This is a genomic window from Muricoccus vinaceus, assembly GCF_042433125.1.
GTDB classification, from domain to species: Bacteria; Pseudomonadota; Alphaproteobacteria; order Acetobacterales; family Acetobacteraceae; genus Roseomonas; species Roseomonas vinacea.
Window position 1 is genome coordinate 124,467 of sequence record NZ_JBHLVZ010000033.1, and the last position, 22,088, is coordinate 146,554.

General features: G+C 72.8%; 20 protein-coding genes. 10 read left to right on the forward strand and 10 right to left on the reverse strand.

Going from position 1 to position 22,088, the window contains the following annotated elements; genetic code table 11:
• Positions 1-60 precede the first annotated feature (60 nt).
• Entirely contained in the window at positions 61-1,746 is a 1,686-nt protein-coding gene (locus ACFFIC_RS13310; RefSeq protein WP_377051046.1) for a stimulus-sensing domain-containing protein, read from the forward strand.
• A gap of 134 nt (positions 1,747-1,880) precedes the next feature.
• On the opposite strand, the gene ACFFIC_RS13315 is transcribed toward ACFFIC_RS13310, so the two are convergent.
• Positions 1,881-2,894 (reverse strand): tripartite tricarboxylate transporter substrate binding protein, encoded by a 1,014-nt coding sequence (locus ACFFIC_RS13315; RefSeq protein WP_377051048.1) that lies wholly within the window; start codon positions 2,892-2,894, stop codon positions 1,881-1,883.
• 134 nt (positions 2,895-3,028) lie between these two features.
• Between ACFFIC_RS13315 and ACFFIC_RS13320 the strand changes: the two genes are divergently transcribed.
• From ACFFIC_RS13320 to ACFFIC_RS13330, 3 genes are all read left to right on the forward strand, one after another.
• Positions 3,029-3,481, forward strand: a complete 453-nt coding sequence (locus tag ACFFIC_RS13320) for an Lrp/AsnC family transcriptional regulator (protein WP_377051050.1) — start codon at positions 3,029-3,031, stop codon at positions 3,479-3,481.
• Between the two features lie 100 nt (positions 3,482-3,581).
• Entirely contained in the window at positions 3,582-4,256 is a 675-nt protein-coding gene (gene rpe / locus ACFFIC_RS13325; RefSeq protein WP_377051052.1) for a ribulose-phosphate 3-epimerase, read from the forward strand.
• Positions 4,253-5,875: a heparinase II/III family protein gene (locus ACFFIC_RS13330; RefSeq protein WP_377051054.1), complete on the forward strand. Its 1,623-nt coding sequence runs from the start codon at positions 4,253-4,255 to the stop codon at positions 5,873-5,875. Before rpe ends, ACFFIC_RS13330 begins: the two co-directional genes overlap by 4 nt.
• Positions 5,876-5,877: 2 nt before the next feature.
• Here ACFFIC_RS13330 and ACFFIC_RS13335 read toward each other — a convergent pair whose 3' ends face one another.
• The 4 genes from ACFFIC_RS13335 to ACFFIC_RS13350 are packed head-to-tail and all read right to left on the reverse strand — an operon-like array spanning position 5,878 to position 8,977.
• Positions 5,878-6,510, reverse strand: coding sequence for a DUF1345 domain-containing protein (locus ACFFIC_RS13335; RefSeq protein WP_377051056.1), 633 nt, complete (start codon positions 6,508-6,510; stop codon positions 5,878-5,880).
• A 10-nt stretch (positions 6,511-6,520) separates the two neighbouring features.
• On the reverse strand, positions 6,521-7,300 hold the full coding sequence (locus ACFFIC_RS13340) for a (Fe-S)-binding protein (protein WP_377051058.1): 780 nt from the start codon (positions 7,298-7,300) through the stop codon (positions 6,521-6,523).
• Between the two features lie 46 nt (positions 7,301-7,346).
• A complete protein-coding gene (mltA, locus tag ACFFIC_RS13345; RefSeq protein ID WP_377051060.1) occupies positions 7,347-8,318 on the reverse strand; it encodes a murein transglycosylase A in 972 nt (323 codons plus the stop codon).
• Between the two features lie 2 nt (positions 8,319-8,320).
• Positions 8,321-8,977, reverse strand: a complete 657-nt coding sequence (locus ACFFIC_RS13350; RefSeq protein ID WP_377051062.1) for a Tim44/TimA family putative adaptor protein — start codon at positions 8,975-8,977, stop codon at positions 8,321-8,323.
• 147 nt (positions 8,978-9,124) lie between these two features.
• On the opposite strand from ACFFIC_RS13350, the gene ACFFIC_RS13355 reads away from it, so the two are divergent.
• Both ACFFIC_RS13355 and secB read left to right on the forward strand, forming a co-directional pair.
• Positions 9,125-9,682, forward strand: a complete 558-nt coding sequence (locus ACFFIC_RS13355; RefSeq protein ID WP_377051064.1) for a histidine phosphatase family protein — start codon at positions 9,125-9,127, stop codon at positions 9,680-9,682.
• Positions 9,683-9,773: 91 nt separating this feature from the next.
• Positions 9,774-10,283, forward strand: coding sequence for a protein-export chaperone SecB (gene secB / locus ACFFIC_RS13360; RefSeq protein WP_377051066.1), 510 nt, complete (start codon positions 9,774-9,776; stop codon positions 10,281-10,283).
• 49 nt (positions 10,284-10,332) lie between these two features.
• Here secB and ACFFIC_RS13365 read toward each other — a convergent pair whose 3' ends face one another.
• From ACFFIC_RS13365 to ACFFIC_RS13375, 3 genes are all read right to left on the reverse strand, one after another.
• Positions 10,333-12,348, reverse strand: a complete 2,016-nt coding sequence (locus tag ACFFIC_RS13365; RefSeq protein WP_377051068.1) for an AI-2E family transporter — start codon at positions 12,346-12,348, stop codon at positions 10,333-10,335.
• A gap of 129 nt (positions 12,349-12,477) precedes the next feature.
• Complete coding sequence (locus ACFFIC_RS13370; protein WP_377051070.1) at positions 12,478-12,891, reverse strand: response regulator; 414 nt, start codon at positions 12,889-12,891, stop codon at positions 12,478-12,480.
• The gene (locus ACFFIC_RS13375; protein ID WP_377051072.1) at positions 12,888-14,240 is read right to left on the reverse strand and encodes a sensor histidine kinase; all 1,353 of its coding nucleotides are present in this window, start codon (positions 14,238-14,240) and stop codon (positions 12,888-12,890) included. The genes ACFFIC_RS13370 and ACFFIC_RS13375 overlap by 4 nt, the downstream gene beginning before the upstream one ends.
• Positions 14,241-14,414: 174 nt before the next feature.
• Here ACFFIC_RS13375 and ACFFIC_RS13380 point away from each other — a divergent pair, with 174 nt between their 5' ends.
• The 3 genes from ACFFIC_RS13380 (at position 14,415) to ACFFIC_RS13390 (ending at position 18,270) form a co-directional block, all read left to right on the forward strand.
• Positions 14,415-14,807 carry a zinc-finger domain-containing protein gene (locus ACFFIC_RS13380; protein ID WP_377051074.1) on the forward strand — a complete coding sequence of 131 codons (393 nt, stop codon included), beginning with the start codon at positions 14,415-14,417 and terminating at the stop codon, positions 14,805-14,807.
• Positions 14,808-14,844: 37 nt separating this feature from the next.
• On the forward strand, positions 14,845-17,652 hold the full coding sequence (polA, locus tag ACFFIC_RS13385) for a DNA polymerase I (protein ID WP_377051175.1): 2,808 nt from the start codon (positions 14,845-14,847) through the stop codon (positions 17,650-17,652).
• A 246-nt stretch (positions 17,653-17,898) separates the two neighbouring features.
• Positions 17,899-18,270 carry a response regulator gene (locus tag ACFFIC_RS13390; protein WP_377051076.1) on the forward strand — a complete coding sequence of 124 codons (372 nt, stop codon included), beginning with the start codon at positions 17,899-17,901 and terminating at the stop codon, positions 18,268-18,270.
• Between the two features lie 6 nt (positions 18,271-18,276).
• Here ACFFIC_RS13390 and ACFFIC_RS13395 read toward each other — a convergent pair whose 3' ends face one another.
• Together ACFFIC_RS13395 and ACFFIC_RS13400 are read right to left on the reverse strand one after the other, a co-directional pair.
• On the reverse strand, positions 18,277-19,308 hold the full coding sequence (locus ACFFIC_RS13395) for a S1C family serine protease (RefSeq protein WP_377051078.1): 1,032 nt from the start codon (positions 19,306-19,308) through the stop codon (positions 18,277-18,279).
• 60 nt (positions 19,309-19,368) lie between these two features.
• On the reverse strand, positions 19,369-20,430 hold the full coding sequence (locus ACFFIC_RS13400; protein ID WP_377051080.1) for a S1C family serine protease: 1,062 nt from the start codon (positions 20,428-20,430) through the stop codon (positions 19,369-19,371).
• Positions 20,431-20,655: 225 nt separating this feature from the next.
• Between ACFFIC_RS13400 and ACFFIC_RS13405 the strand changes: the two genes are divergently transcribed.
• Positions 20,656-22,050: a carbohydrate porin gene (locus tag ACFFIC_RS13405; RefSeq protein WP_377051082.1), complete on the forward strand. Its 1,395-nt coding sequence runs from the start codon at positions 20,656-20,658 to the stop codon at positions 22,048-22,050.
• Positions 22,051-22,088: the final 38 nt, after the last annotated feature.

Sequence of the window (22,088 nt, forward strand, 5' to 3'; positions counted from 1 at the left end):
CCACATCGTCGCCGCCTTCCTGGCCTGACCGCGCCGCTGATTTCGTCCTATGCTGCGGCCATGCCGGATGCCAGCGGACCCGTTACGACCGACCTGCCCCCTGCGGTTCCGATGGAACGGCGGCGGACAAGCCGGCGCTTCTCGCCGCTGCTGCGGCGCATCCTGCTGGTGAACATGCTGCCGCCTTTCCTGCTGGTGGCGACGCTGCTCTACCTCGACCAGTACCAGGACGGGCTGCTGGCGGCGGAAGTGCAGGGGCTGCGGACCCAGGCCCGCATCTACGCCAACGGCATCGCCGAGGCCGGCGTGCGCATCCAGGACGATCGCGCGACCCTGGTGCCGGAAATCGCGCGACCGCTGCTGCGCCGGCTGACCGAGCCGAGCACGGGCACCCAGGCGAAGCTTTTCGACAACAACGGCCTGCTGGTGGCCGACAGCCGCGTGCGGGAGGGTCCGGGAGGCGCGATCGTGACCGAGCCGCTGCCGGCGCCGAGCCAGCCGGGACCGGTGGCGGGGGTGATCGGCCGGATCTACGAGCGCGTGCTGGACTGGTTTCCCCGTCCTCGCGTGCGCGGCCCCGCCGTGGTGGTGGACGAGACGCCCGGCGCCGCCTCCTTCGACTGGCAGCCGGACCTCGGCCCCGACCGGCGGGAGGAGCTGCGGCTGGCGCTGGAGGGGGGCGTGAACCCCTATGTGCGGCGCACCGCGGACGGGCGGCTGCTGGTGTCGGTGGCCGAGCCGGCGCGGCGGGCGAACCAGCCCGTGGGCATCGTGCTGCTGACCCGCGAGGCGCGGGAGGTGGACCAGCGGGTGATGGAGATCCGGGGCTCCGTGCTGGCGCTCTTCGCCATGGCGCTGGCGATCACGGTGGCGCTGTCCCTCTACCTGACGCGCACGCTGGCCTCGCCGATGCTGGAGCTGGCGGGCTCGGCGGCCTCCATGCGGCAGGGCAAGGGGCGGGGCGGCTCGGTGCCGGCGCCTCTGATGGCGCGGCAGGACGAGATCGGCATCCTGGCCCGCGCGCTGCAGAGCGGCACCAACGCCCTCTGGGCGCGGGTGGACAGCAACGAGCGCTTCGCGGCCGATGTGGCGCACGAGCTGCGCAACCCGCTGACCTCCGTGCGCTCGGCCATTGAGACGTTGCGGCGGGTGGAAAACCCGGACCAGCAGAAGCGGCTGCTGGCCATCATCGCCGAGGACGCGGTGCGGATGGACCGGCTGATCGGCGACATCGCCGACAGCTCCCGCGTGGATGCCGAGCTGTCGCGCGCGGTGTCGGAGCCGGTGGACATCGCGCCCATCCTGTCCACCCTCGCGGAGCTGCAGGCGGCGACGCGCGGGGAGAACGACCCGCTGATCGAGCTGGACGCCCCGGCCTCGCTGGTGGTGCGGGGCGTGGAGGGGCGGCTGGTGCAGGTGCTGCGGAACCTGCTGGGCAATGCGCTCTCCTTCTCCCCGCCCGCGGGCCGCGTGCGGGTGCGGGCCAAGGTGACCGGGGCGGTGGCGGAGATCGCCATCGAGGACGAAGGGCCGGGCATACCGGAGGCCAAGCTGGAGGGGATCTTCGACCGCTTCTATTCCGAGCGTCCCCAGGGCGAACGCTTCGGGCAGCACTCGGGGCTGGGGCTGTCGATCTCCCGCCAGATCGTGGAGGCGCTGGGCGGACGTATCATGGCGGAGAACCGGCGCAACCCGGATGGCGGCGTGGCGGGGGCGCGCTTCGTGGTGCGGCTGCCGGTGGTTTGAGGCAGGGGCGCGGGACCGCATCGGCCCGCGCGGCATCGATGGCCGGGGCTGCCGGGGCCCTGCGGTGCAAGGCGCTGCCGGGGTCTTGCGCGGCACATTCCGGGGAACGCGCCGCTTCGGAAGCCCGTGGCGCCTCAGTCCACGCGCGCGCCGGATGCGCGCACGATGGCCGGCCAGCGCGCCGCCTCGGCCCGCACCAGGGCCGCGAAGTCCTCGCGGCTGCCCGAGGCCAGCTCGAAGCCCTGGGCGCGGAGATTGTCGGCGACCTCCGGCTTCGCCATGGCCGTGCGCGTTTCCGCGTGCAGGCGGGCCAGGATGGGCTCGGGCGTGTTGGCGGGAGCGAGCAGGCCCTGCCAGGTCACCACCTCGAAGCCGGGGAAGCCGCTCTCGGCCACCGTGGGCACCTCCGGCAGCGCCGGGCTGCGCGATGCGCCGGTGACGGCCAGGGCGCGGATGCGGCCTTCCCGGATGTGCTCGATGGCGGCGGGCAGGGTGACCAGCAGGCTGTCGATGTGGCCGGCCACCAGGTCCACCACGGCGGGGCCGCCGCCGCGATAGGGAACATGGGTGGTGTTGAAGCCGAGCGTCTGCCCCAGCAGGATGCCGCCCAGGTGCCCGATGCTGCCGTTCCCCTGGGAGGCCAGGGTGACGGCCCCGTCCATCTCCTGCGCCAGACGGCGGAAGCCGGCGAGGTTCCGGGCCTCCAGGCCGTTCTTCACCACCAGCACCTGCGGCGCGCGCACCAGCTCGGCGACCGGCGCGAAGTCGCGCACGGGGTCGAAGCCGATCTTGGAATAAAGCGAGGGATTGATGGTCAGCGGGTCGGAGCCGATCAGCAGGGTCAGGCCGTCCGGCTTGCTGCGTGCCGTCAGCTCGAAGGCGATGTTGCTGCCGGCGCCGGTGTGGTTCTCCACCACCACGGGCTGGCCGAGCGGGCCGGTCAGCGCCCGGGCGACGCTGCGGCCGAGGATGTCGAGGCTGCCGCCGGGGGCCACGGGCACGATGATGCGGAGCGAGCGGTCGGGCCAGATGGGCTCGTCCGCCTGGGCGCGGGCCGGGCGGGCCATGGCGGGCGCGGCGCCGAGGGCCAGGGGGGCGGACAGGCTGGCGGCGAGGGCGAAAAGGCGGCGGCGGGACAGGTCGCTCATGGGAATTCCGGAGACCACAGTCAGTTTGGAGTTGGTTTTTCTCCCACCCCAGGGTTATTACGCAACAGAAAGATTATCTTGGCACCTATGCACTCCTGGGGAGATGGATTTTGCCTGTAGCGGGAATGGTGGAGATGGACCCGACGGACCGCGCGATCCTGCGGCTGATCCAACGCGACGCGTCCCTCTCGCTGGCGGCCATCGCGACGGAGGTGGGGCTGACACCCACGCCCTGCTGGAAGCGCATCCGGCGGCTGGAGAAGGCGGGGGTGATCGCCGCGCGCGTGACGCTGCTGGACCCGGCGCGGGTGGGGCTGCCGCTCTCGGTTTTCGTGGCGCTGGAGATCGGAGACCATTCCGCGGACTGGATCGAGGGCTTCGCCGCCTCGGTGGCCGCCATGCCGGAGGTGCTGGAATGCTGGCGGATGGGCGGCGACGTGGACTACCTGCTGCGGGTCGCGGTGGCGGACATGCCGGCCTATGACGCCTTCTACCGGCGGCTGACGGCGACCGTGCCGGGGCTGCGCAACGTGACCAGCCGCTTCGCGATGGAGCGGGTGAAGGGCACCACGGCGCTGCCGGTGTGAGGAATCCCGCGCCGCCCCATGGCCCCGCGGCCCGGCCTCATGTCGGGCGACCTCGTTGCACTCGGTTGCCCGGTCAATCCCGCTGCCGCATAACCGCTCCGTGACAAGCGCCGCCCCGCACCCCGTCCTGATCGCGCCCTCCCTCCTGGCCGCCGACTTCACCCGCCTGGGCGAGGAAGTCCGGGCCGTGGAGGCCGCGGGCGCCGACTGGCTGCACCTCGACATCATGGACGGGCATTTCGTGCCCAACATCTCCTTCGGCCCCGCCCTGGTGCGCGCGCTGCGCCCGCTGAGCCGCATGCCCTTCGACGTCCACCTGATGATCGCCCCGGCCGACCCCTATCTCGCGGCCTTCGCCGAGGCGGGGGCGGACCTGATCTCGGTCCATCCCGAGGCCGGGCCGCACCTGCACCGCTCGCTGCAGACCATCCGCGCGCTCGGCAAGAAGGCGGGCGTGGTGCTGAACCCCGCAACGCCGGTCGAGAGCGTCGCCCATGTGCTGGACCTCGTGGACCTGATCCTGGTGATGGCGGTGAACCCGGGCTTCGGCGGGCAGTCCTTCCTGGACAGCCAGCTTTCCAAGATCGCGACCCTGCGCGGCATGATCGAGGCCAGCGGGCGGCCGATCCACCTGCAGGTGGATGGTGGCGTCACGGCCCGCACGGCGCCCCTCTGCATCGCGGCGGGGGCGGATGTGCTGGTGGCGGGCACGGCGGTTTTCGGGGCGGCCGACCGCGCGGCGGCGGTGGCGGCGGTTCGCGGGGGCGCGGCATGAGCGGCAACTGGCTTCGCGGCGCGCGGCGCACCCTTTCCGGGCTCAAGCCCATCCGGGTGCCCGAGGCGCCCTCTCGCGCCTTCCGGGACCTCTGGCCCGGGGATGCCGCGCGCGGGCAGCGCCTTCTGCAGGGGGAGATGGAGGTGGCGGGCACCGTGCGGCCCCTGCCGGACGATCCCAGCGCCTTCGGCCCCGGGGCGGGCAGCCCCACCTGGCGCACGGCGCTGCACGGCTTCGCCTGGCTGCGCGACCTGCGGGCGCTGGGCACGGATGCCGCCCGCATGCACGCGCGCGACATCGCCCGCGCCTGGCTGGAGGCGCCGGGCACCGACCCGCTGGCGGCCACGCCCGAGGTGACGGGAGCGCGGCTCTCGGCCTTGCTCGGCCACTGGGACTTCACCGCGGCCACGGCGGAGGACGGGTTCCGGCGCGCGCTGATGACCCGGCTGGCGTCGGACGCCCGCATGCTGGTGGCGAGCCTTCCGGCCGAGGCGCGGCACCGGGGCGCGCTGGTGGCGCTGAAGGGCGCGCTGGCGGCCGCCGTGGCGCTGGAGGAGGAGCCCTGGCTGTCCCGCTGCCTCCGGCTGCTGCCGGCCGAGATCGACCGCCAGATCCTGCCGGACGGCGCGCATGTGGAGCGGAGCCCCGGCATCCTGCTGCTGGCCCTGCAGGACCTGATCGAGATCCGCAACCTGCTGCACGGCGCGGGCATCGAGGCGCCGCCGCACCTTTCCCACGCGCTGGACCGCGCGGCGCCCGCGCTGCGGCTGTTCCGCCACGGCGACGGGGGGCTGGCCGCCTTCAACGGCACGCGGGAGGAGGCGGCGAGCCTGCTGGACTTGGTGCTGACCCAGGCGCAGGCGCGCGGGCGGGCGCCGCTGATCCTGGGGGATGCCGGGTTCCAGCGCCTCCAGGCCGGACGGACGCTGGTGATCGCCGATTGCGGCGCGCCGCCGCCCAAGGGTGGTTCCCCCGGCCCGGGCGGGCTGCCGCGCGGGGCGGACCGCCACCACCACGCGGGAACCCTGTCCTTCGAGATGTCCGTGGGGCGGGACCGCATGATCGTGAACTGCGGCGCGGCCCCGGCGGCGGAGGGCGCCTGGCGGGACGCGATGCGCGCCACCGCCGCCCATTCCACCCTGACCCTGGCCGACACCAACAGCAGCGAGCTGACCGAGGAGGGCCTTGGCCGCCGCCCCGAGCACGTGGAGGCCGAGCGCCACGAGGCCAGCGGCGCGCAGTGGCTGGAGGCGACGCATGACGGCTGGCGGCGCGGCTTCGGCGCCCTGCACCGCCGCCGCCTCTACCTCGCGGAATCCGGGGACGACCTCCGGGGCGAGGACCTGGTGGAGGCGGAGCAGCCCCCGGCCTTCGCGGTGCGCTTCCACCTGCACCACGCGGTCACGGCCATTCCGCACGAGGATGGCGGATCGGTGCTGCTGCGCCTGCCCTCCGGATCCTCCTGGCGGCTGCGGGCACGGGGCGGGGTGGTGAGCGTGGAGGACAGCGTGCAGCTCTTCGGGGAAGCGCGGGCGACCCGGCAGGTGGTGGTGTCCGCCGAGGCCGGCTCGGGCGGCATCCAGTGGGCGATCGGGCGGGTGGCGGCGGGCGAGGGCTAGCCTCAGCCCAGGAGGGCGGCGGCCAGGTTCACCGCGGCGGCCACCACCACGGCGTTGAACAGGAACGACAGGGAGGCGTGGCCAAGCACCATGCGGCGCATCCGGGCCGTGCGGGTCGTCACGTCCGAGACCTGGGCGGTCATGCCCACGGTCATCGCGAAGTAGAGGAATTCGGGGAAGTCCGGCCGGTCGTTGCCGGGGAAGTCCAGGCCCTCCCCGCGCAGCCAGTGCACATGGGCGTAGTGGTGGGCGAAGAGCACCTGCACGAAGAGCCATGACACCACCACCGTGCCGCCGGCCAGGACGGCGGCGCCCCCGGCCTGGGGCGTGCCCTTGGCGGCGGCGAGGTCCGCGACCACGGCAGCCAGGGCCGCCAGTGAGGCGAGGGTGCTGAGCAGCAGGATCGCCCACTGGTCCGCGTCCAGCTCCGCCGCGCGGCGGGCGAGGGCCTCGGGTTCGTCGTCCCACAGCGTGGCGGTGATGGACACGGCGTAGCACAGCGCCGAGGCGTTCCAGGCGGCCAGCGTGGCGCCGGTGCCGCGGGCGCCCAGGACCCAGGCCAGCAGGCCCGCCCCGACCCCCACGGCCAGGGCCGTCAGCAGGATGGGGCGGCGGCCCAGGCTGGGGAGCATCATCGGCGGAGCATCACGGGCGGGTCGGTGCCGGCTCCCCGATGGGTGCGACCTCGCCGGTCATGCCGGCCAGCACCTCGGCCACGTGGCGCACGCGCAGGTCGCTGCCTTCGCGCTTGAGGCGCCCGGCCATGTTCAGCAGGCAGCCGAGATCGCCCGCCAGAAGGGTGTCGGCGCCGGTGGCGCGGATGTCGGCCACCTTGTCCGTGACCATGCGGGTGGAGATGGCCGGGTACTTCACGCAGAAGGTGCCGCCGAAGCCGCAGCAGAGCTCCGGTTCGGCCAGTTCCTTCACCGTCAGCCCGGGCACCCCGGCGAGCAGGCGGCGGGGCTGGGCGCGCACGCCCATCTCCCGCAGGCCCGAGCAGCTGTCGTGGTAGGCCGCGACGCCGTCATAGGCGGGGCGGGGGGCGGTGAAGCCCATCACGTCCACCAGGAAGGAGGTCAGCTCGTGCGTGCGGGCGGCCAGGGCCTCGGCCTTGCCGCGATAGGCCGGGTCGTCCTCGAACAGGGAAGGATAGTGGTGGGCGATCATGCCGGCGCAGGAGCCGGAGGGGGCCACCACGTGGTCGAAGCCGAGAAAGGCGTCGATCACCGGGCGGGCGAGGTCGCGCGCGGTGGCGCGGTCGCCGCTGTTGTAGGCGGGCTGGCCGCAGCAGGTCTGGGTGGAGGGGACCTCCACGAGGCAGCCCGCTTCCTCCAGCAGCCGGATCGCGGCGAAGCCAACGCTCGGGCGGTAAAGGTCCACCAGGCAGGTGACGAAGAGCGCGACGCGGGGCTTTGTGTCGGACATCGGGTGCAAGATAGGCGCGCGGCGCGGCGCAGCCAACGGCCGGCGCTCAGCGCGGGCGCAGCACCCAGATCCGCCCGGTTTCGCGCATGCGGCCCGCGGCCAGGCCTGCTTCCTCGCCCCATCCCCAGAACAGGTCGGCCCGCGCCGCGCCGCGGATGGCGCCGCCGGTGTCCTGGGCCATCACCAGCCGCTCCATGGGCGCGCCGGTCAGGGGGTGGCGGGTGGCGATCCAGACGGGCAGGCCGAGCGGCACATGGGCGCGGTCCACCGCCACGGAGCGGCCGGGCGTGAGGGGGACGCCGAGGGTGCCGGCCGGGCCGCCGGCGGCGGGCAGGTCGTCGCGCCAGCGGAAGAACACCCAGGACGGGTTGGCATCCATCAGCGCGCGGGCCTCGGCGGGCGGGGCGGCATGGAGCCAGGCGCGCAGGGACTGCATGGACACCTGTTCGCGGGTCATGGCACCGCGCTCGATCAGCAGGCGGCCGATGGGGACGTAAGGCTGGGCGTTCTTGCCGGCATAGCCCAGGCGGCGCTCGGTGCCGTCGGGAAAGACGGCGCGGCCGGAGCCCTGGATCTGGAGAAAGAAGGCGTCCACCGGATCGGCCCAGGCGAGGACGGGGCCGGGCCATTCCCCGGCCGCGACGGCGGCCTCGATGGTGGCGCGGGGAAGGTCGGGGGCTTCCACCAGGCCAAGCAGGGGGGCCGTGAAGCCCGGAGCGGGCACGGGGGAGACGCGCAGCACCGGCTCGTAATAGCCGGTGATCAGGCCTTCCCCGGCGGGGCTGGGTTCGAAATGGCGAATAAAGAAGGCGCGGGCGGCGGTCTCGTCGCCCGGGGGCAGCCGGGCCGCCTCGGCACAGGCGGGGGCGAGGAGTCCGGGATCGGCAAGGGCCAGGCAGCCAGCCAGAAAGGGCGGCAGCGCCTCGGACAGGCGGTCCCGCTCCCAGCGGGGACCGTCCGCGCAGCCGGCCAGCAGAAGCAGGGCGAACGCGAGGCCGCACGCCCCGAGGCGGCACACGCTCAGGCGGAGCGCGTGCCGGTGAGCTTCCAGGCGGGGTCGGAGCTGCGGACGTCGCGCTGGAAGGTCCAGATGTCCGTCAGCTCCGTCACGGCATCGGTGCCGGCCACGGGCTTGCCCGTGCTGTCCGTTGTCATGTTCACCTGGTCGGACACGAAGCGCACGGTGACCTCGGCAGTGGTGCCGCGCAGGTCGGCGCCGTCGATGCTGGCCTCGCGGATCTCGCGGATCTCGGTGCGCTGCACCTCGCCCCTGCCCTCGCGCTCGGTGATCGCGCCCTCGAAGCCGGCATAGGTCTCGTCGGACAGCAGGGAGCGGAGCATCTGGCGGTTCCCGGCGGCGAAGCCCTCCACGATCATGCGGAAGGCACCCTCGGCGCCGCCCAGGAAGGCGGCGGGGTCGAAGGAAGGATCGGCCGAGCGGATGCGCGCCAGGGCCTGCCCCACGGGGCCGCGGGCATCGGGCACGCCGCGCACCGGAGGCGCGGGCACGGCCGGGGCCTGGCCGGCAACGGGAGGCACGGGAAGGCCGCCGCGCTCGCCCGGCGGGCGCTCGAAGCCCGTGCGCCGGCCCAGCACGCTGCGCAGGCGCAGCACCAGGAAGGCCGCCACCATCCCGAACAGAATCAGGTCAATCGGGAAACCGCCGCCCTGCATCATGATCTCCTCATGACACAATAGTTAGGTGCGCGGAGGCGCCACCGCAACCGGGGCGGAGGGGAAGGGGATGTCCGGAGGCGCCCCGGCGGCGTTGTGCGACCAGCGGCTGCCCGCTATCGGCAGCAACGAGACCGGAAATCACCGCCCATGATCCTGCTGCGCCACGGCCAGAGCGAGTTCAACCTCCACTTCACCGCGACCCGCAAGGACCCGGGGATCGAGGACCCGCGCCTGACCCCCCTCGGGCACGAGCAGGCGGAGGCGGCCGCCGAGGCGCTGGCGGCGGAGGGCATCACGCGCGTCCTGGCCAGCCCCTATACCCGCGCGCTGCAGACGGCGGCGCCGCTGGCGCGCCGGCTGGGCCTGCCCGTGCACGTCCAGCCGCTGGTGCGGGAGCGCTACGCCTTCAAATGCGACGTCGGCTCCCACCGCGACACCCTCGCGGAGGCCTGGCCGGAGCACGACTTCGCGCATCTGGACGCCGTGTGGTGGCCGCAGGAGGAGGAAGGGGGCGACAGCGTCATCTCCCGCGCCCGGCTGTTCCGCAGCGAGATGCGCGAGCAGCCGGACTGGCCGCACACGGTGGTGGTCTGCCACTGGGGCTTCATCCTGGCCATGACCGGCCAATCCGTGATGAACGGGCAGTGGCTGCGGATCGATCCGACGGAGGAAGGCCCGCTCACCGTGACCTGGCAGCACGGCTGATCCGGGCGGCATGGGCGCGCAGGCGGCCTGACAGCGTGGCCGCCGCGTGCTACCGGCGGCGCCTCCGACGCCCTTGCCGAGGCTCAACACCATGTCCGACCTGCCACCGCCCCCGAACCAGCCGCCCAACGGCGCGCTGAACCAGCAGCCCCAGGGTCCGCTGGTGGTGAACCTGCAATACGTGAAGGACCTGTCCTTCGAGGTGCCCGGCGCGCCGGAGATCTACACCTCCCTGCGCGAGCAGCCGCGCATCGACGTGGCGCTGGACGTGCAGGCGCGCGCCATCCAGGAGGGCGGCAATGTCTTCGAGGTGACGCTGCAGATCCGCGCCGACGCCAAGACCACGGATGGCACCACCGCCTTCATCGCGGAACTGGCCTATAGCGGCATCTTCACCGTGAACGTGGGCGCGGACGTGCTGGAGCCGGTGCTGCTGGTGGAATGCCCCCGGCTGCTCTTCCCCTTCGCGCGCAACATCCTGTCCGACGTGACGCGCGACGGCGGCTTCATGCCGGTGGCGCTGACGCCGATCGACTTCGTGGCGCTGTGGCAGTCCCGCCGCGGCCAGGGCGGCGCGCCGGCCAGCACCGCGCTGGCGTGATGCCGGGCGGGCCGGGCATCACGCCCGGCCCCCGCCGCATCCCGACCCCTCACGCGTCCTCCGGCGCGACGGGGGCCGCCGCCTCGGCCTCGGCGGCGAGGCAGTTCAGCGCGTCGCGGAGCGAACGCGCCTCGCAGGTGCGCGTGCCCTCCTCCCGCAGGGCGGCCAGCACCGGGCTGTCGCGCCCGGCGCCCCAGACCCCCGCCACCAGCAGCGCGTCCGGGAAGCGCCGGCGCAGGCGGCGCATGGCATAGCGGGCGCTGGCCGCGCCGCTTCCGCCCTCCAGCGCGGAGAGCACCACCGCGCGGGCACCCGGAGGCACCGCTCCGCGATTGCCCGGAGGCACTGCCTCGCGAGTGCCCGGAGGCACCTCCCTGGCGGCGCGCAGCGCCTCGTTGCTGAGCGTGGTGGCGCCGTAGCCGGCCAGGGACAGAACCTGGACCAGCATCGCCGTTGCCTGCTCGTCCAGCCGTCCACGGCCGGCCACGCAGAGCACCGTGCCGGGGGCGCCCCATTCCGGCGGCGCCGGCGCGGGCGGGGGCGGCGGTTCCGCGGTCCCGGTCTCGGCCCGGCCTCCGTCGATCCGGTCGGGCGCCGGGTCCACCGGGCCGTCCTCCCCGACGGCCGGGGGATCGATGTCCTCGTGCTCCGACAGGTCGTCCAGCAGCACGTCCACGCGGGCGCGCAGCACGTCCAGCCGCCCGCGGTTCAGCGCCCCCCGGGTGGCGTCTCCCTGGGCCAGGGCGAGGCCGGGCAGTGCGATGGTGTCGTAGTAGTCCAGCAGGGGCAGGGCGCGGAGCTGCAGCTCGGCCTGCTCCGCCAGCCCGTCGCCGTCCCCGGCCAGGGCGCGCTGGTAGAAGGCCTCGGGCGGCGCGAGGGCCGCGCGGTCGCCGAGAAGAACATCAAGGAATTCCAGCCGGTCCACGTGGCGGCCCAGCACCACCAGGCCGACGGTGAGCGGGGTGGCCAGCAGCAGGCCGACCGGGCCCCAGAGCCAGGCCCAGAAGGCGGTGGCCAGCAGCACCGCGACGGGGGAAAGGCCGGTGGAGTGCCCGTAGACCATGGGCTCGACGGCCTGGGCCATCACGGGCTCCACCACCGCGAAGAGCACGACGACCCAGATCAGCATGGTCCAGCCCGGGTCCACCGCGATGGCGAGGAGGAGGGGGAAGGCCGCGGCGATGAAGCCGCCGATGAAGGGCACGAAGCGCATCATCCCCGCGATCACGCCCCAGAGCAGCGGGTTGGGGATGCCGATGGCCCAGAGACCGGCGGCGATGACGCCGCCGAAGAAGGCGTTCAGCGCCGTCTGCGCGAGGAAGTAGCGGGACAGGCGGGAGGCCGCGTCGTTCAGCGCGGCCGTGGTGCGCTGGAGGTCGCGCGAGCCCATCAGCTTGATGAGCCGGTCCCGCAGGTCCTCGCGGTAGAGCAGCAGGAAGACCACGAAGACGATGACGATGCCGGTCGTGGCCACGGGGCCGAGTAGCGGGCCGACCACGCGCTGCATCACCACGAGCATGCCCGGCGCGGGCTCGCGCACCTCCACCGGCAGGGGCGGGAGGCCGGGATGGGCGGAGGGGGCGGCCGGGGAGGCGGGCTCGGCCTTGGAGGAAAGCCCCTCGCCGAGGGAGCGCAGCATCTCGGAGGCGCGGCCGAGCGGGCCCTGGCCGCCGAAAAGGCCGTTCAGCTTCTGGGACACGGTGCTCTGGTAATAAGGCAGGTCGTTCGCGAGCTCGGCGAGCTGGCGGCCCATCAGGGCGCCGATGCCGGAGATCACCGCGACGGCCAGCACCACTCCCAGCATCTCGGAGGCGATGCGGGGCACGCCGACGCGGCGGAAGGCCCGCACCACGGGCGCGAGCACGAAGGCCAGCAGCACGGCCAGCGCCAAAGGCACCAGAAGTTCCCGGGCGAGGTAGAGCACCCCCACCAGGGCGATGCCGGCGTAGAAGATCCCCGGGCCGCCGCTGGGCACGCCCGCCGCGGGAACCTCGGCGGACAGGTTGGAGCGGGCGAGGCCGATGGGCCTGGAGGTGGCGGGGCGGGGTCCGACGGGGTCCGGCATGGTCTCCACTTGGGCGAGGGCCGGATCGGAACGCCCAACGGCCGCGCATGTTACAGGCCGCGGCCGGTCCTGGCGCAGGTTCCGTTCCATTGGAGGAGCCGCCGCGGGTGCGGCGCCGGCGCCTTCCGTTCAGCGGGACCAGATCCGGGCCAGCGCGCGCGCGAGCTGCGCCCGGTCCACCGGCTTCTCGCAGCGCGGGGCCGACGAGTAGGGCGCCGGGATGGCCGCCGAGTCGTAGCCGGTGGCGAAGACGAACGGCACGCCGCGGGCGGCGAGGGCCTCCGCCACGGGATAGACGCGCTCGTCGCGCAGGTTGATGTCCAGCACCGCGGCATCCAGGGGCGGGAGCCCTTCCTCCAGCAGGCCGAGGGCATCCTCCACGGAGCCGGCCGGGCCGAAGACCTCCGCGCCCTGCTCCTCGAGCGTGCGGACGAGCTCCATGGCGATCATGTACTCGTCCTCCACCACCAGCAGGCGGCGGCCGCGCAGGCTGTCCGGCGGGGCTGCCTCCTGCCCGGTCGAACTGCTGACCTCGTTCATCATGGGCTTTCCGCCTCCCGCGCTCTCACCGGCACCAGGATGGTGCAGCGCACGCCATCCGGCCTGAACTCCAGCCTGGTTTTCGCCCTCAGTTGATAAGGAAGCGCCCGCTCGATCAATTCCGTTCCGTATCCCCTGCGCCGCGGGGACGCATCTTCCGGCATGGCGACGCCGCTCTCGTTCCATTCGAGCAGCACGCCCGGCCTGGTCTCGTCGGCCGCGAAATCCCAACGGACGGCAAGCCGCCCGCTGTCCTGGGCCAGGGCGCCGTGCTTGACCGCATTGGTGGCCAGCTCGTGCACCGCCAGCGCGATGGCCTGGGCCGAGTTGGCCGGCAGGACGACCGGCGGGCCCTCCACGGTGATCCTGCCGGTCCCCAGGGCGCCGTCGCCGTGGGCGGTCAGTTCCGCATCCAGCAGGGTGCGGAGGTCGATATCCTTGTGGTCGCTCCGGGCGAGAATGCCTTGCACGCGGCTCAACACCTGCAGCCGGCCCTCGAACTCATTGCGGAAGGCCGTGAGCGAGGGGCTCTTCCGGATGGTCTGGCTGGCAATGGACTGCACCACCGCGAGGAGGTTGCGGGTGCGGTGCTGCAATTCGGCCAGCAGCACGCCCTGGCGATCCTGCAGGCCGCGCAGGTCGTGGATGTCTGTCATGGTGCCGACCCAGTCCCCCGCCCCGTCCCGGCCGGGATCAACCGGACGGGCGCGGGTCTGGTGCCAGCGGTATTCCCCCTCCGCCCCGCGCCGGATGCGGTGCTCGACGTAGTATTCGCCCCGCTCCCTCGCCTCCTCCCAGGCCTCTTGCGTCGCCAGGCGGTCCTCCGGGTGGATCGCGTCGAGCCAGCCGAGCCCGACGCTTTCCTCCAGGGTCAAGCCCGTGAAGTCGATCCATTGCGGGCTGCCCCAGGTGCGGTGGCCATCCGGGCGCGTTCGGAAGACCAGCTGGGGGATGCTGGTAGCCAGGAGGCGGAAGCGCTCCTCGTTCGCGCGCAGCGCCGCGTTGGCGCGGTAAACCTCCGTCCGGTCGCGGACGATCTTGACAAAGCCGTCCTCCGGGTTGCGCAGCGGCACCAGCGAGCCCGATGCCCAGAAGCGCGAGCCGTCGCGCCGGCGGTGCCAGCGCTCGTTCGCGGCCCGGCCATGGCGCGCCGCCCCCTCCCGTTCGGTCCGGGGCTCGCCGGCGGCCTGGTCCTCCTCGGTGAAGATCACGTCGGCGCTGGAACCGATGATGTCCGTGGCCAGATAGCCGAAGAGGCGTTCGGCGCCGATGTTCCAGCTCGTCGCGGTGCCGTCATGGGCCGTCGTGTAGATCGCGAAGTCGGTCGAACTCTCGACCAGGTGCTCGAACAACTCATCCTGTGGAGCGGGCTGGGGTTTAACCGGAAGGTTCAATCCTTGACTCACCGGGCCTCCTCTGGATCCCGCCGCCGGGTGTGACGCGCCCGGCCGGTCCATGCGCTTGTTGCGAACAGTGGAACAAGCGCGCGGGGCCGCGCGAGTTCCCCGGGGTGCAGGGGCAAGGGCTTGGCAAGAGCGGCGGAGGGGCATCCGGGCTGGTCCGGGCCGTCGGTGCCGGTGCCCGAACTGGTGCCCGAACTGGTATCGGAACTGGTGTCGGTGCTGGCCGGATGGGCGGCTCGCCCCTATCTTCCGGGCCCAACCTCCCGCTTTCCCTTCCAGAGACACCAGGCCCCGATGCGCGATCCCGACTTCACCGGCTATGCCCCCAACCGTGTTCCCGGCGTGACGGCCGAGGAGGTGATCGAGGTCACCTCCCGCCACGTGCCCTGCGATGGCGGCGGCGTGGGCGGGCACCCCCGGATCTGGCTGCGGATCGAAGGAAACGAGATCACCTGCCCCTACTGCTCCCGCACCTTCCACCTGGCGCCGGGCGCCGGGGATGACGGCCATCACTGACGTGACGGAGCCCCAGCGGGAGAGCGCGGACGAGGCCATGGACAAGGTGCCCGCCGCCGATCCCATCCTGGCCGAGGTGGACCCGGGCCGGCACCTGATCCTGGTGGACGGCTCCGGCTACATCTTCCGCGCCTTCCACGCGCTTCCCCCGATGACCAACCCGGCCGGGGTGCCCGTGAATGCCGTGTTCGGCTTCACGCAGATGCTGGCGAACTTCCTGTCCAAGCATGCGGGCAGCCACATCGCCGTGGTGTTCGACGCCTCGCGCTCCACCTTCCGGAACCAGCTCTACCCCGAATACAAGGCGCAGCGCCCGGAGGCGCCGCCGGAGCTGGCGCCGCAGTTCGCCCTGATCCGCGACGCCACCGACGCCTTCTGCGTGGCGCGCGTGGAGCTGGACGGCTTCGAGGCGGACGACCTGATCGCGACCTATGCGACGGCCTTCGCCAAGGAGGGCGGGCAGGTCACGATCGTGTCCTCCGACAAGGACATGATGCAGCTCGTGGGTGGCGGCATCCGCATGCTCGACCCCATCAAGCAGAAGCCGATCCACGCGGCCGAGGTGATGGAGAAGTTCGGCGTGATGCCGGACAAGGTGGTGGAGGTGCAGGCCCTGGCCGGCGACTCCACCGACAACATCCCGGGCGTGCCGGGCATCGGCATCAAGACGGCGGCGCAGCTCATCGAGCAGTACGGGGACGTGGAGACGCTTCTCTCCCGCCTGTCCGAGATCAAGCAGCCCAAGCGGCGCCAGGCCCTGGAGGAGAACGCGGAGAAGGCCCGCATCTCCCGCAAGCTGGTGGAGCTGGACCGCAACGCGCCGCTGCCCCTGCCGATGGAGGGCCTGGCCACCCAGGCGCCGGAGGCGGGGAAGCTGATGGCCTTCCTCAAGCAGCACGGCTTCCGCTCCGTGCAGCACCGGCTGGGCCTGGACGCGAATGGCGAGGTGCCGAAGTCCCGCCCCGCCGGGCCCGCGCCCGCCCCGGTCGCGCTCACCCTGCCGGCCGAGGGCGCGCCCTTCGGCCCCTACGAGACGATCACCACGATCGATGCCCTGCACGCCTTCGCCGAGGCCGCGCGGCTGGCGGGGGTGATGGCGCTGGACACCGAGACGACGAGCCTCGACGCGCTGAACGCCTCACTGGTCGGCATCTGCATGGCGGTGGCGCCGGGGCGGGCCGCCTATCTGCCGCTGCGGCACGAGGGGACGGACATGCTGAGCCCCGCGCCCGAGCAACTGCCCTTCGACGCCGCGATTGACGTGCTGCGGCCGCTGCTGGCGGACCCTTCCGTGCTGAAGGTGCTGCACAACGCCAAGTACGACCTGGAGGTGCTGGGGCGCGAGGCGAACGGGGCACTGGAGGTGTCGCCGTTGGACGACACCATGATGATCTCCTACAGCCTCGACGCCGGGCGGCATGGGCACGGCATGGACGAGCTGTCGCGCCGCCACCTGTCGCACCAGCCCATCACCTATGACGAGGTGACGGGGACGGGGCGCGGGCGGAAGTCCTTCTCCCAGGTGCCGCTGGACGAGGCCACGCGCTATGCCGCCGAGGACGCGGACGTGACGCTCCGGCTGTGGCACGCGCTCAGGCCCAGGCTGCGGACGGACGGCGCGCTGGTGCTCTACGAGCAGGTCGAGCGGCGGATGATCACCGTGCTGCGCGACATGGAGGTGGCCGGCGTGAAGGTGGACGGGCCGGCCCTGAAGCAGGCCGGGGCCGAGTTCACCGAGCGCATGGCGGCGCTGGAAAAGGAGATCCACGAGATCGCGGGCCGTCCTTTCGCGGTCGGCTCGCCCAAGCAGCTCGGCGAGATCCTGTTCGGGGAGATGGGGCTGTCCGGCGGCAAGAAGGGCAAGTCCGGCGCCTTCTCCACCGATGCGGCGACGCTGGAGGAGCTGGCGGCCTCCACCGGGCACCCGCTGCCGCGCAAGGTGCTGGACTGGCGGCAGCTCTCCAAGCTGAACTCCACCTATGTGGAGGGGCTGCAGGCGCAGCTCGCGGCCGACGGGCGCGTGCACACCGATTTCTCGATGGCCATCACCAGCACGGGGCGGCTCTCCTCCACCGAGCCGAACCTGCAGAACATCCCGATCCGGTCGCAGGAGGGCGCGCGCATCCGCCGCGCCTTCGTGGCCGAGCCCGGTCACCTGCTTCTGGCCGCGGACTATTCCCAGATCGAGCTGCGGCTGCTCGCGCACGTGGCCGAGGTGCCCTCGCTCCGGGAGGCCTTCGCGACGGGGCAGGACATCCATTCCCGCACGGCGTCGGACATCTACAAGATCCCGCCCGACAAGGTGGACCGCGAGGCCAGGCGGCGGGCCAAGACCATCAACTTCGGCATCATCTACGGCATGTCGGCCTTCGGCCTGGCCGGGCGGCTCGGCATCGGGGCCGGGGAGGCGCGCGGCATCATCGATGCGTACTTCGCGCAGTACCCGGGCATCCGCGACGCCATGGAGCGCTTCAAGGAGGACGCGCGCACCAACGGCTACGTGCTGACGCCCTTCGGCCGGAAGCTGTGGATCCCCGAGATCGGCGCGCGCGACCAGTCCAGGCGCGGCAATGCCGAGCGCGCGGCCATCAACGCGCCCTTCCAGGGCGGCGCCGCCGAGATCATCAAGCGCGCCATGGTGCGCCTGCCCACCGCCCTGCGCGAGGCGGGGCTGCGGGCGCGGATGCTGCTCCAGGTGCATGACGAGCTGCTGTTCGAGGTGCCGGAGGAAGAGGTGGAGGCCACGAAGCCGGTGGTGCAGGTGGTGATGGAAGGGGTTGCCACGCTCCGCGTGCCGCTCGCCGTCGAGATCGGCACCGGTCACTCCTGGGCGGAGGCGCATTGATGAGGCTGGCGGGGCCCGGGGGGACCTCGGCGCACCCCGCCGGAGCGATGCTGCGGCGAGGCGTGGGCGGACTCAGTCCTGCGGCCCCGCAGAAACTCAACGCCATAACGGATCGGAAAACGGCTCGCGCGAAGATGTAAAATTATTCTAAAGCTCCCCATTCAAGAGATCGGGATCATTTTCTGGACAAACAACCTGTGACGGTATAGGAACGATCCCGGCGGTTGTCGCCCGGGGAGCCAGGTGGTGCATTCCGGATTGGAAGGTCGGCGTATCCTGGTGGTGGAGGACGAAGCCCTCATCGCCATGGTCATCGAGGATACCCTGCGCGAAGAGGGCGCCGAGGTCGTGGGCGCCGCCGCGAGCGTGAACGAGGCCCTGCGGCTGATCACGGAGAACAACGGCCCCCTGGATGCCGCCGTGCTCGACGTGCGCCTGGGCGACAGCCACGTGCTGCCGGTCGCGAACCGGCTGGCGGCTCTCGGCCTGCCGTTCGTCTTTGTCACGGGCTACCAGCAGGCCGATATCGAGGTTCACCGGGGCGCGCCGGTTCTGCGCAAGCCTTTCGACACGGACGAACTGACGGCGGTGCTCGCCGGCCTTCTCCGGCCCCGCTGAGGACGTTCAGGGCGCGGCGTCGCCCATTTCGCAGCGGACCAGAAAAACCGAGCGCTCCGCGATCTCGCCCACCTCCACTGCCCCGCGCGCGGGAAGCGTCTCCCCCGCCAGCGCGGGCGTCACCCCCGCCGCGCGCAGAAAGGCGATCGCGCGGTCCGCCTTCACGGCGAAGTTCACGTTCTGCATGGGTTCCCGCCGCCCGACCAGGCTGGCCGACGTGATGCCCACCACGCGGCCGCGCATGTCCAGCAGGGGGCCGCCGGAATTGCCGGGCTGCAGCGGGGCGCTGAACTGCAGGTTGGCGGGATTGTCGCGGAAGCCGGCCAGCCCGCTGACCTCGCCGCGCGTCAGCTTGGCGTCCGAGGAGAGCAGGCCAGAAAGAGGGTGCCCATAGGTGATCACGTCCTCTCCCCGCCGGGGAAGGTCCGGGCGGAAGGGCAGAACCGGCCCGGTCAGGCCGGGCACGCGCAGCACAGCCAGGTCCAGGTCGCGGTTGGCCTGCACGGGTGCGACGGCGGCCAGGCGATGGCCGCCGGGCGCGCGCAGGGTGATGCGGGCGCAGTTGTTCACCACGTGCTGGTTGGTCATCACCCGGTCCGCGGCCACCAGGAAGCCCGTGCCGCTGGAGACGCTGCCCTCCCGCGGCGCGGCGGCCCCACGACGGCCGGGCCTCGGAGGCGCCTGCTGCGGGGTGGGCTGCACCGCCCCGGGCTCCAGCGCCACCAAGGGGTTGGCGCAGACGTCCTGGCCCGTGGCCACGGCCTCGCGTCCGTCGGCGAGGCGGAGGCGGATGTCGAGGCGGCAGGGCTGGCCCGCCCTGCGCCGGAAGGTCTTCTCCGCTCCCGCCGGCAGGGTCTGGCGCAGGCGGTTGCGGCCCCGGGCGGCGGCGCCGGCCTCGGTGGAAACAAGGCCCACCGCCTCCTGGCCCGTGCGGTTCAGCAAGCGCCAGCTGCTGGCGGGCGCCTGGGCCAGGGCTGGTGGAGCCAGGGCCGGGGAGGCGAGGGCCAGGGCCAGGACGGGAAGAAGCAGGAAGCGCATCACGGCATCGTGACGCAATCGCAAGGAAGGCGGGAGGGGGTTTCGCTTCTCCGCCTGGCCTCACTGCTCGCAGCGGATGAACACGGTGGAGCGGCCGGCAATCTCCCCCACATCGGCGGTGCTGCGGTCCGTGCCGTTGCTGGTGGCTGCGGTGGGGGTGATGCCGGCGGCGCGCAGGAAGGCGGCGGCGCGCTCGCCCTTCACGGCGAAGTTGATGTTCTGGGCGATATCGCCGGTGCGGCCCGCCACCGCCTGGGCGTTCAGCTTGGAAACCACCACGCCCACCAGGTTGCCCTGCATGTCCAGCAGCGGGCCGCCGGAATTGCCGGGCTGCACGGGGGCGCTGATCTGGAACTGGTCGGCGTTGTCGCGCAGGCCGGCCAGGCCGTTGATCTCGCCCCGCGTGAGCTTCGCGTCCGAGGAAAGCAGGCCGGTGAGGGGATAGCCGTAGGCCACCACGCCTTCTCCGCGGCGCACGGGCGGCGACTGGCGGAAGGACAGGAAGGGGCCGGTCAGCCCGGGCACAGTCAGCAGCGCGAGGTCGAGGGTGGCATCGGTGCGGGCGGGCGGGGTGGCGGCGTGGTTGCGGCCGTCGGGGCCTCGCACCAGCACGCGGGCGCAGTTGTCCACCACGTGGCGGTTGGTCATCACGCGCTCGGCCGCCACGAGGAAGCCTGTTCCGGTGGCGGCGCGCACGCCGGGGCGGGGCACGGCCTCGGGCGGCGTGGGCACGGGCACGGCGCGGGCGGCGGCGGCCACCGCGCCGGGTTCGAGCGCGATCTCGCGCCCGCCGCAGATCTCCTGGTTGCGGGAAACGGCCTCCCGGCCATCGGCCAGCACCAGGCGCAGGTCGAAGCGGCAGCCGGCCTGGGGGTTGGGGCGGAGGCGGTACCCGGCATCGGCGGCCAGGGGGCGGGGCAGGAGGTTGCTGCCCCAGTCCGGCCGGCCGCTGCGCACGGCGTAGAGGGCGGTCGCCTCCTGCCCGGTGCGGTTCACCACGCGGAAGCCCTCCTGCGCCGCCGCGGGCGCCTCGGGCGTGGGCGACTGGGCCATGGCGGCGGGGGACAGCGCCGGCGTGGCCAGGGCGAGAGAGAGCAGGGCGGCGGGGAGGATGGGGTGCATCGTCACGCCGATGTGTGGAAGCGGGGGCCCGCCGTCAATCCGGGCCACCGCGCCAGAAGATCATCATGGATCCGTCCCTTGCCAACCGGGCGAACACTCTCTACCAGAGTAACCTATTGATTTTGCTAAAAATTGATGCACAGGTCACAAGATGAACAGCTGTTCATGCGTTGACCCGCGCGAGGAGATGCCGATGACCTGTCCTGCCGAACGGCCCATGCGCGCATGATCCGGCCGAACGCACCGCGCCTCCGGCGGCTCGTCCGGGCCGCCCTTCCCCTTCTCGCCCTGGCGGGGCCCGCCCTTGCGCAGCAGGGTGGAAACCCCGGCAGCAGCGATCCGGCGGCCCCCGCCCTGTTCCCGGGGCTGGAGGCCCGCCGGGCAGCGCTGGAGGAGCAGGGATGGCTGATCCACGGGCAGGCCACTTTCGTGCTGCAGGGGCATCCCGGCTTCCGTTCCCCTTACCGGGCGGAAGGGAGCATGCGTCCGGCGGCGCAGGCGGCGAACACCTTGTCCACCGACCTGATCATCGGGCGGCGCCTGTGGCACGGGGCGGAGGCGGTGGCGGATCTTTCGGTCACGCGCGGCTTCGGCCTGTCCAACTCCACGGGCGTCGCGGCCTATCCCAACAACGAGGCCTTCCGGCTGGGCTCCACGGAGCCGACCTTCTTCGTTCCGCGCGCCTTCTTCCGCCAGACCATCGGGCTTTCCGGCGAGATGGAAGCGGCGGGGGACGATCCCCTGCGCTTCAACACCCCTCTCCCGCGGGAGAGGGTGACGTTGACGCTGGGCAAGTTCTCGGTCTGGGACATCTTCGACCGCAACGCCTACGCCCATGACGCGCGCACGCAGTTCCTGAACTGGGCGCTGGTGGGGGCGGGGGCGGTGGACTACGCCGCCGATGCGCGGGGCTGGACGGTGGGCGCCGCGGCGGAGTGGGAGAACGGCATCTGGGGCCTGCGCGGCGGTGCCTTCCAGGTGTCGCGCCGGGTGAACGGGCTGTTCCTGGACCCCGCGCCCACCCGCGCCTTCCAGGTGCTGGGGGAGGTGGACCGCTACACCCGGCTCGGCGGGCGGCCGGGGGCGGTGCGGCTGATCCTGGGCCTGTCGCGGACGCGGCAGTCCACCTGGGGGGAGATCGACCCGCTGGACCCGGAGAGCTTCGACAAGAACCCCAGCGGTTACCGGCTCAAGCGCATGGCGGCGCTGACGCTGGAGCAGGAGGTGGCGGAGGAGCTGGGCGCCTTCGCGCGGCTGTCCTGGAACGACGGGCGCACGCAGAACTGGATGTTCACCGAGATGGACCGGGCGGTCTCGGCCGGGCTGTCGCTGCGCGGCGGGCGCTGGGGCCGGCCGGAGGACACGGTGGGGCTCGGCGGGAATGTCGGCTGGGCCTCGGAAGGGCGGCGGCGCTTCCTGGCGGCTGGCGGAATCGGCTTCATCACCGGCGACGGCACGCTGCGCGGCGGGCCGGAATACCTGGCGGAAGCCTTCTACGACGCGGCGGTGGCGCCGGGGATCAACATGGCGCTGGACGTGCAGCACGCGGTGAACCCCGCCTACAACAGGGATCGCGGGCCCATCACCTTCGTTGCGCTGCGGGCACGGGTGGCGTTCTGAGCGCGGGCGGAGCGTTGCGCGCGAGGCACCCTCACGCG

Coding starts and splice junctions, on each gene's coding strand:
- ACFFIC_RS13310 (WP_377051046.1), top strand. CDS start 61: ATGCCGGATGCCAGCGGACCCGTTACGACCGACCTGCCCCCTGCGGTT.
- ACFFIC_RS13315 (WP_377051048.1), bottom strand. CDS start 2,894: ATGAGCGACCTGTCCCGCCGCCGCCTTTTCGCCCTCGCCGCCAGCCTG.
- ACFFIC_RS13320 (WP_377051050.1), top strand. CDS start 3,029: ATGGACCCGACGGACCGCGCGATCCTGCGGCTGATCCAACGCGACGCG.
- ACFFIC_RS13330 (WP_377051054.1), top strand. CDS start 4,253: ATGAGCGGCAACTGGCTTCGCGGCGCGCGGCGCACCCTTTCCGGGCTC.
- ACFFIC_RS13335 (WP_377051056.1), bottom strand. CDS start 6,510: ATGATGCTCCCCAGCCTGGGCCGCCGCCCCATCCTGCTGACGGCCCTG.
- ACFFIC_RS13340 (WP_377051058.1), bottom strand. CDS start 7,300: ATGTCCGACACAAAGCCCCGCGTCGCGCTCTTCGTCACCTGCCTGGTG.
- ACFFIC_RS13350 (WP_377051062.1), bottom strand. CDS start 8,977: ATGATGCAGGGCGGCGGTTTCCCGATTGACCTGATTCTGTTCGGGATG.
- ACFFIC_RS13355 (WP_377051064.1), top strand. CDS start 9,125: ATGATCCTGCTGCGCCACGGCCAGAGCGAGTTCAACCTCCACTTCACC.
- secB (WP_377051066.1), top strand. CDS start 9,774: ATGTCCGACCTGCCACCGCCCCCGAACCAGCCGCCCAACGGCGCGCTG.
- ACFFIC_RS13365 (WP_377051068.1), bottom strand. CDS start 12,348: ATGCCGGACCCCGTCGGACCCCGCCCCGCCACCTCCAGGCCCATCGGC.
- ACFFIC_RS13370 (WP_377051070.1), bottom strand. CDS start 12,891: ATGATGAACGAGGTCAGCAGTTCGACCGGGCAGGAGGCAGCCCCGCCG.
- polA (WP_377051175.1), top strand. CDS start 14,845: ATGGACAAGGTGCCCGCCGCCGATCCCATCCTGGCCGAGGTGGACCCG.
- ACFFIC_RS13395 (WP_377051078.1), bottom strand. CDS start 19,308: ATGCGCTTCCTGCTTCTTCCCGTCCTGGCCCTGGCCCTCGCCTCCCCG.
- ACFFIC_RS13400 (WP_377051080.1), bottom strand. CDS start 20,430: ATGCACCCCATCCTCCCCGCCGCCCTGCTCTCTCTCGCCCTGGCCACG.
- ACFFIC_RS13405 (WP_377051082.1), top strand. CDS start 20,656: ATGATCCGGCCGAACGCACCGCGCCTCCGGCGGCTCGTCCGGGCCGCC.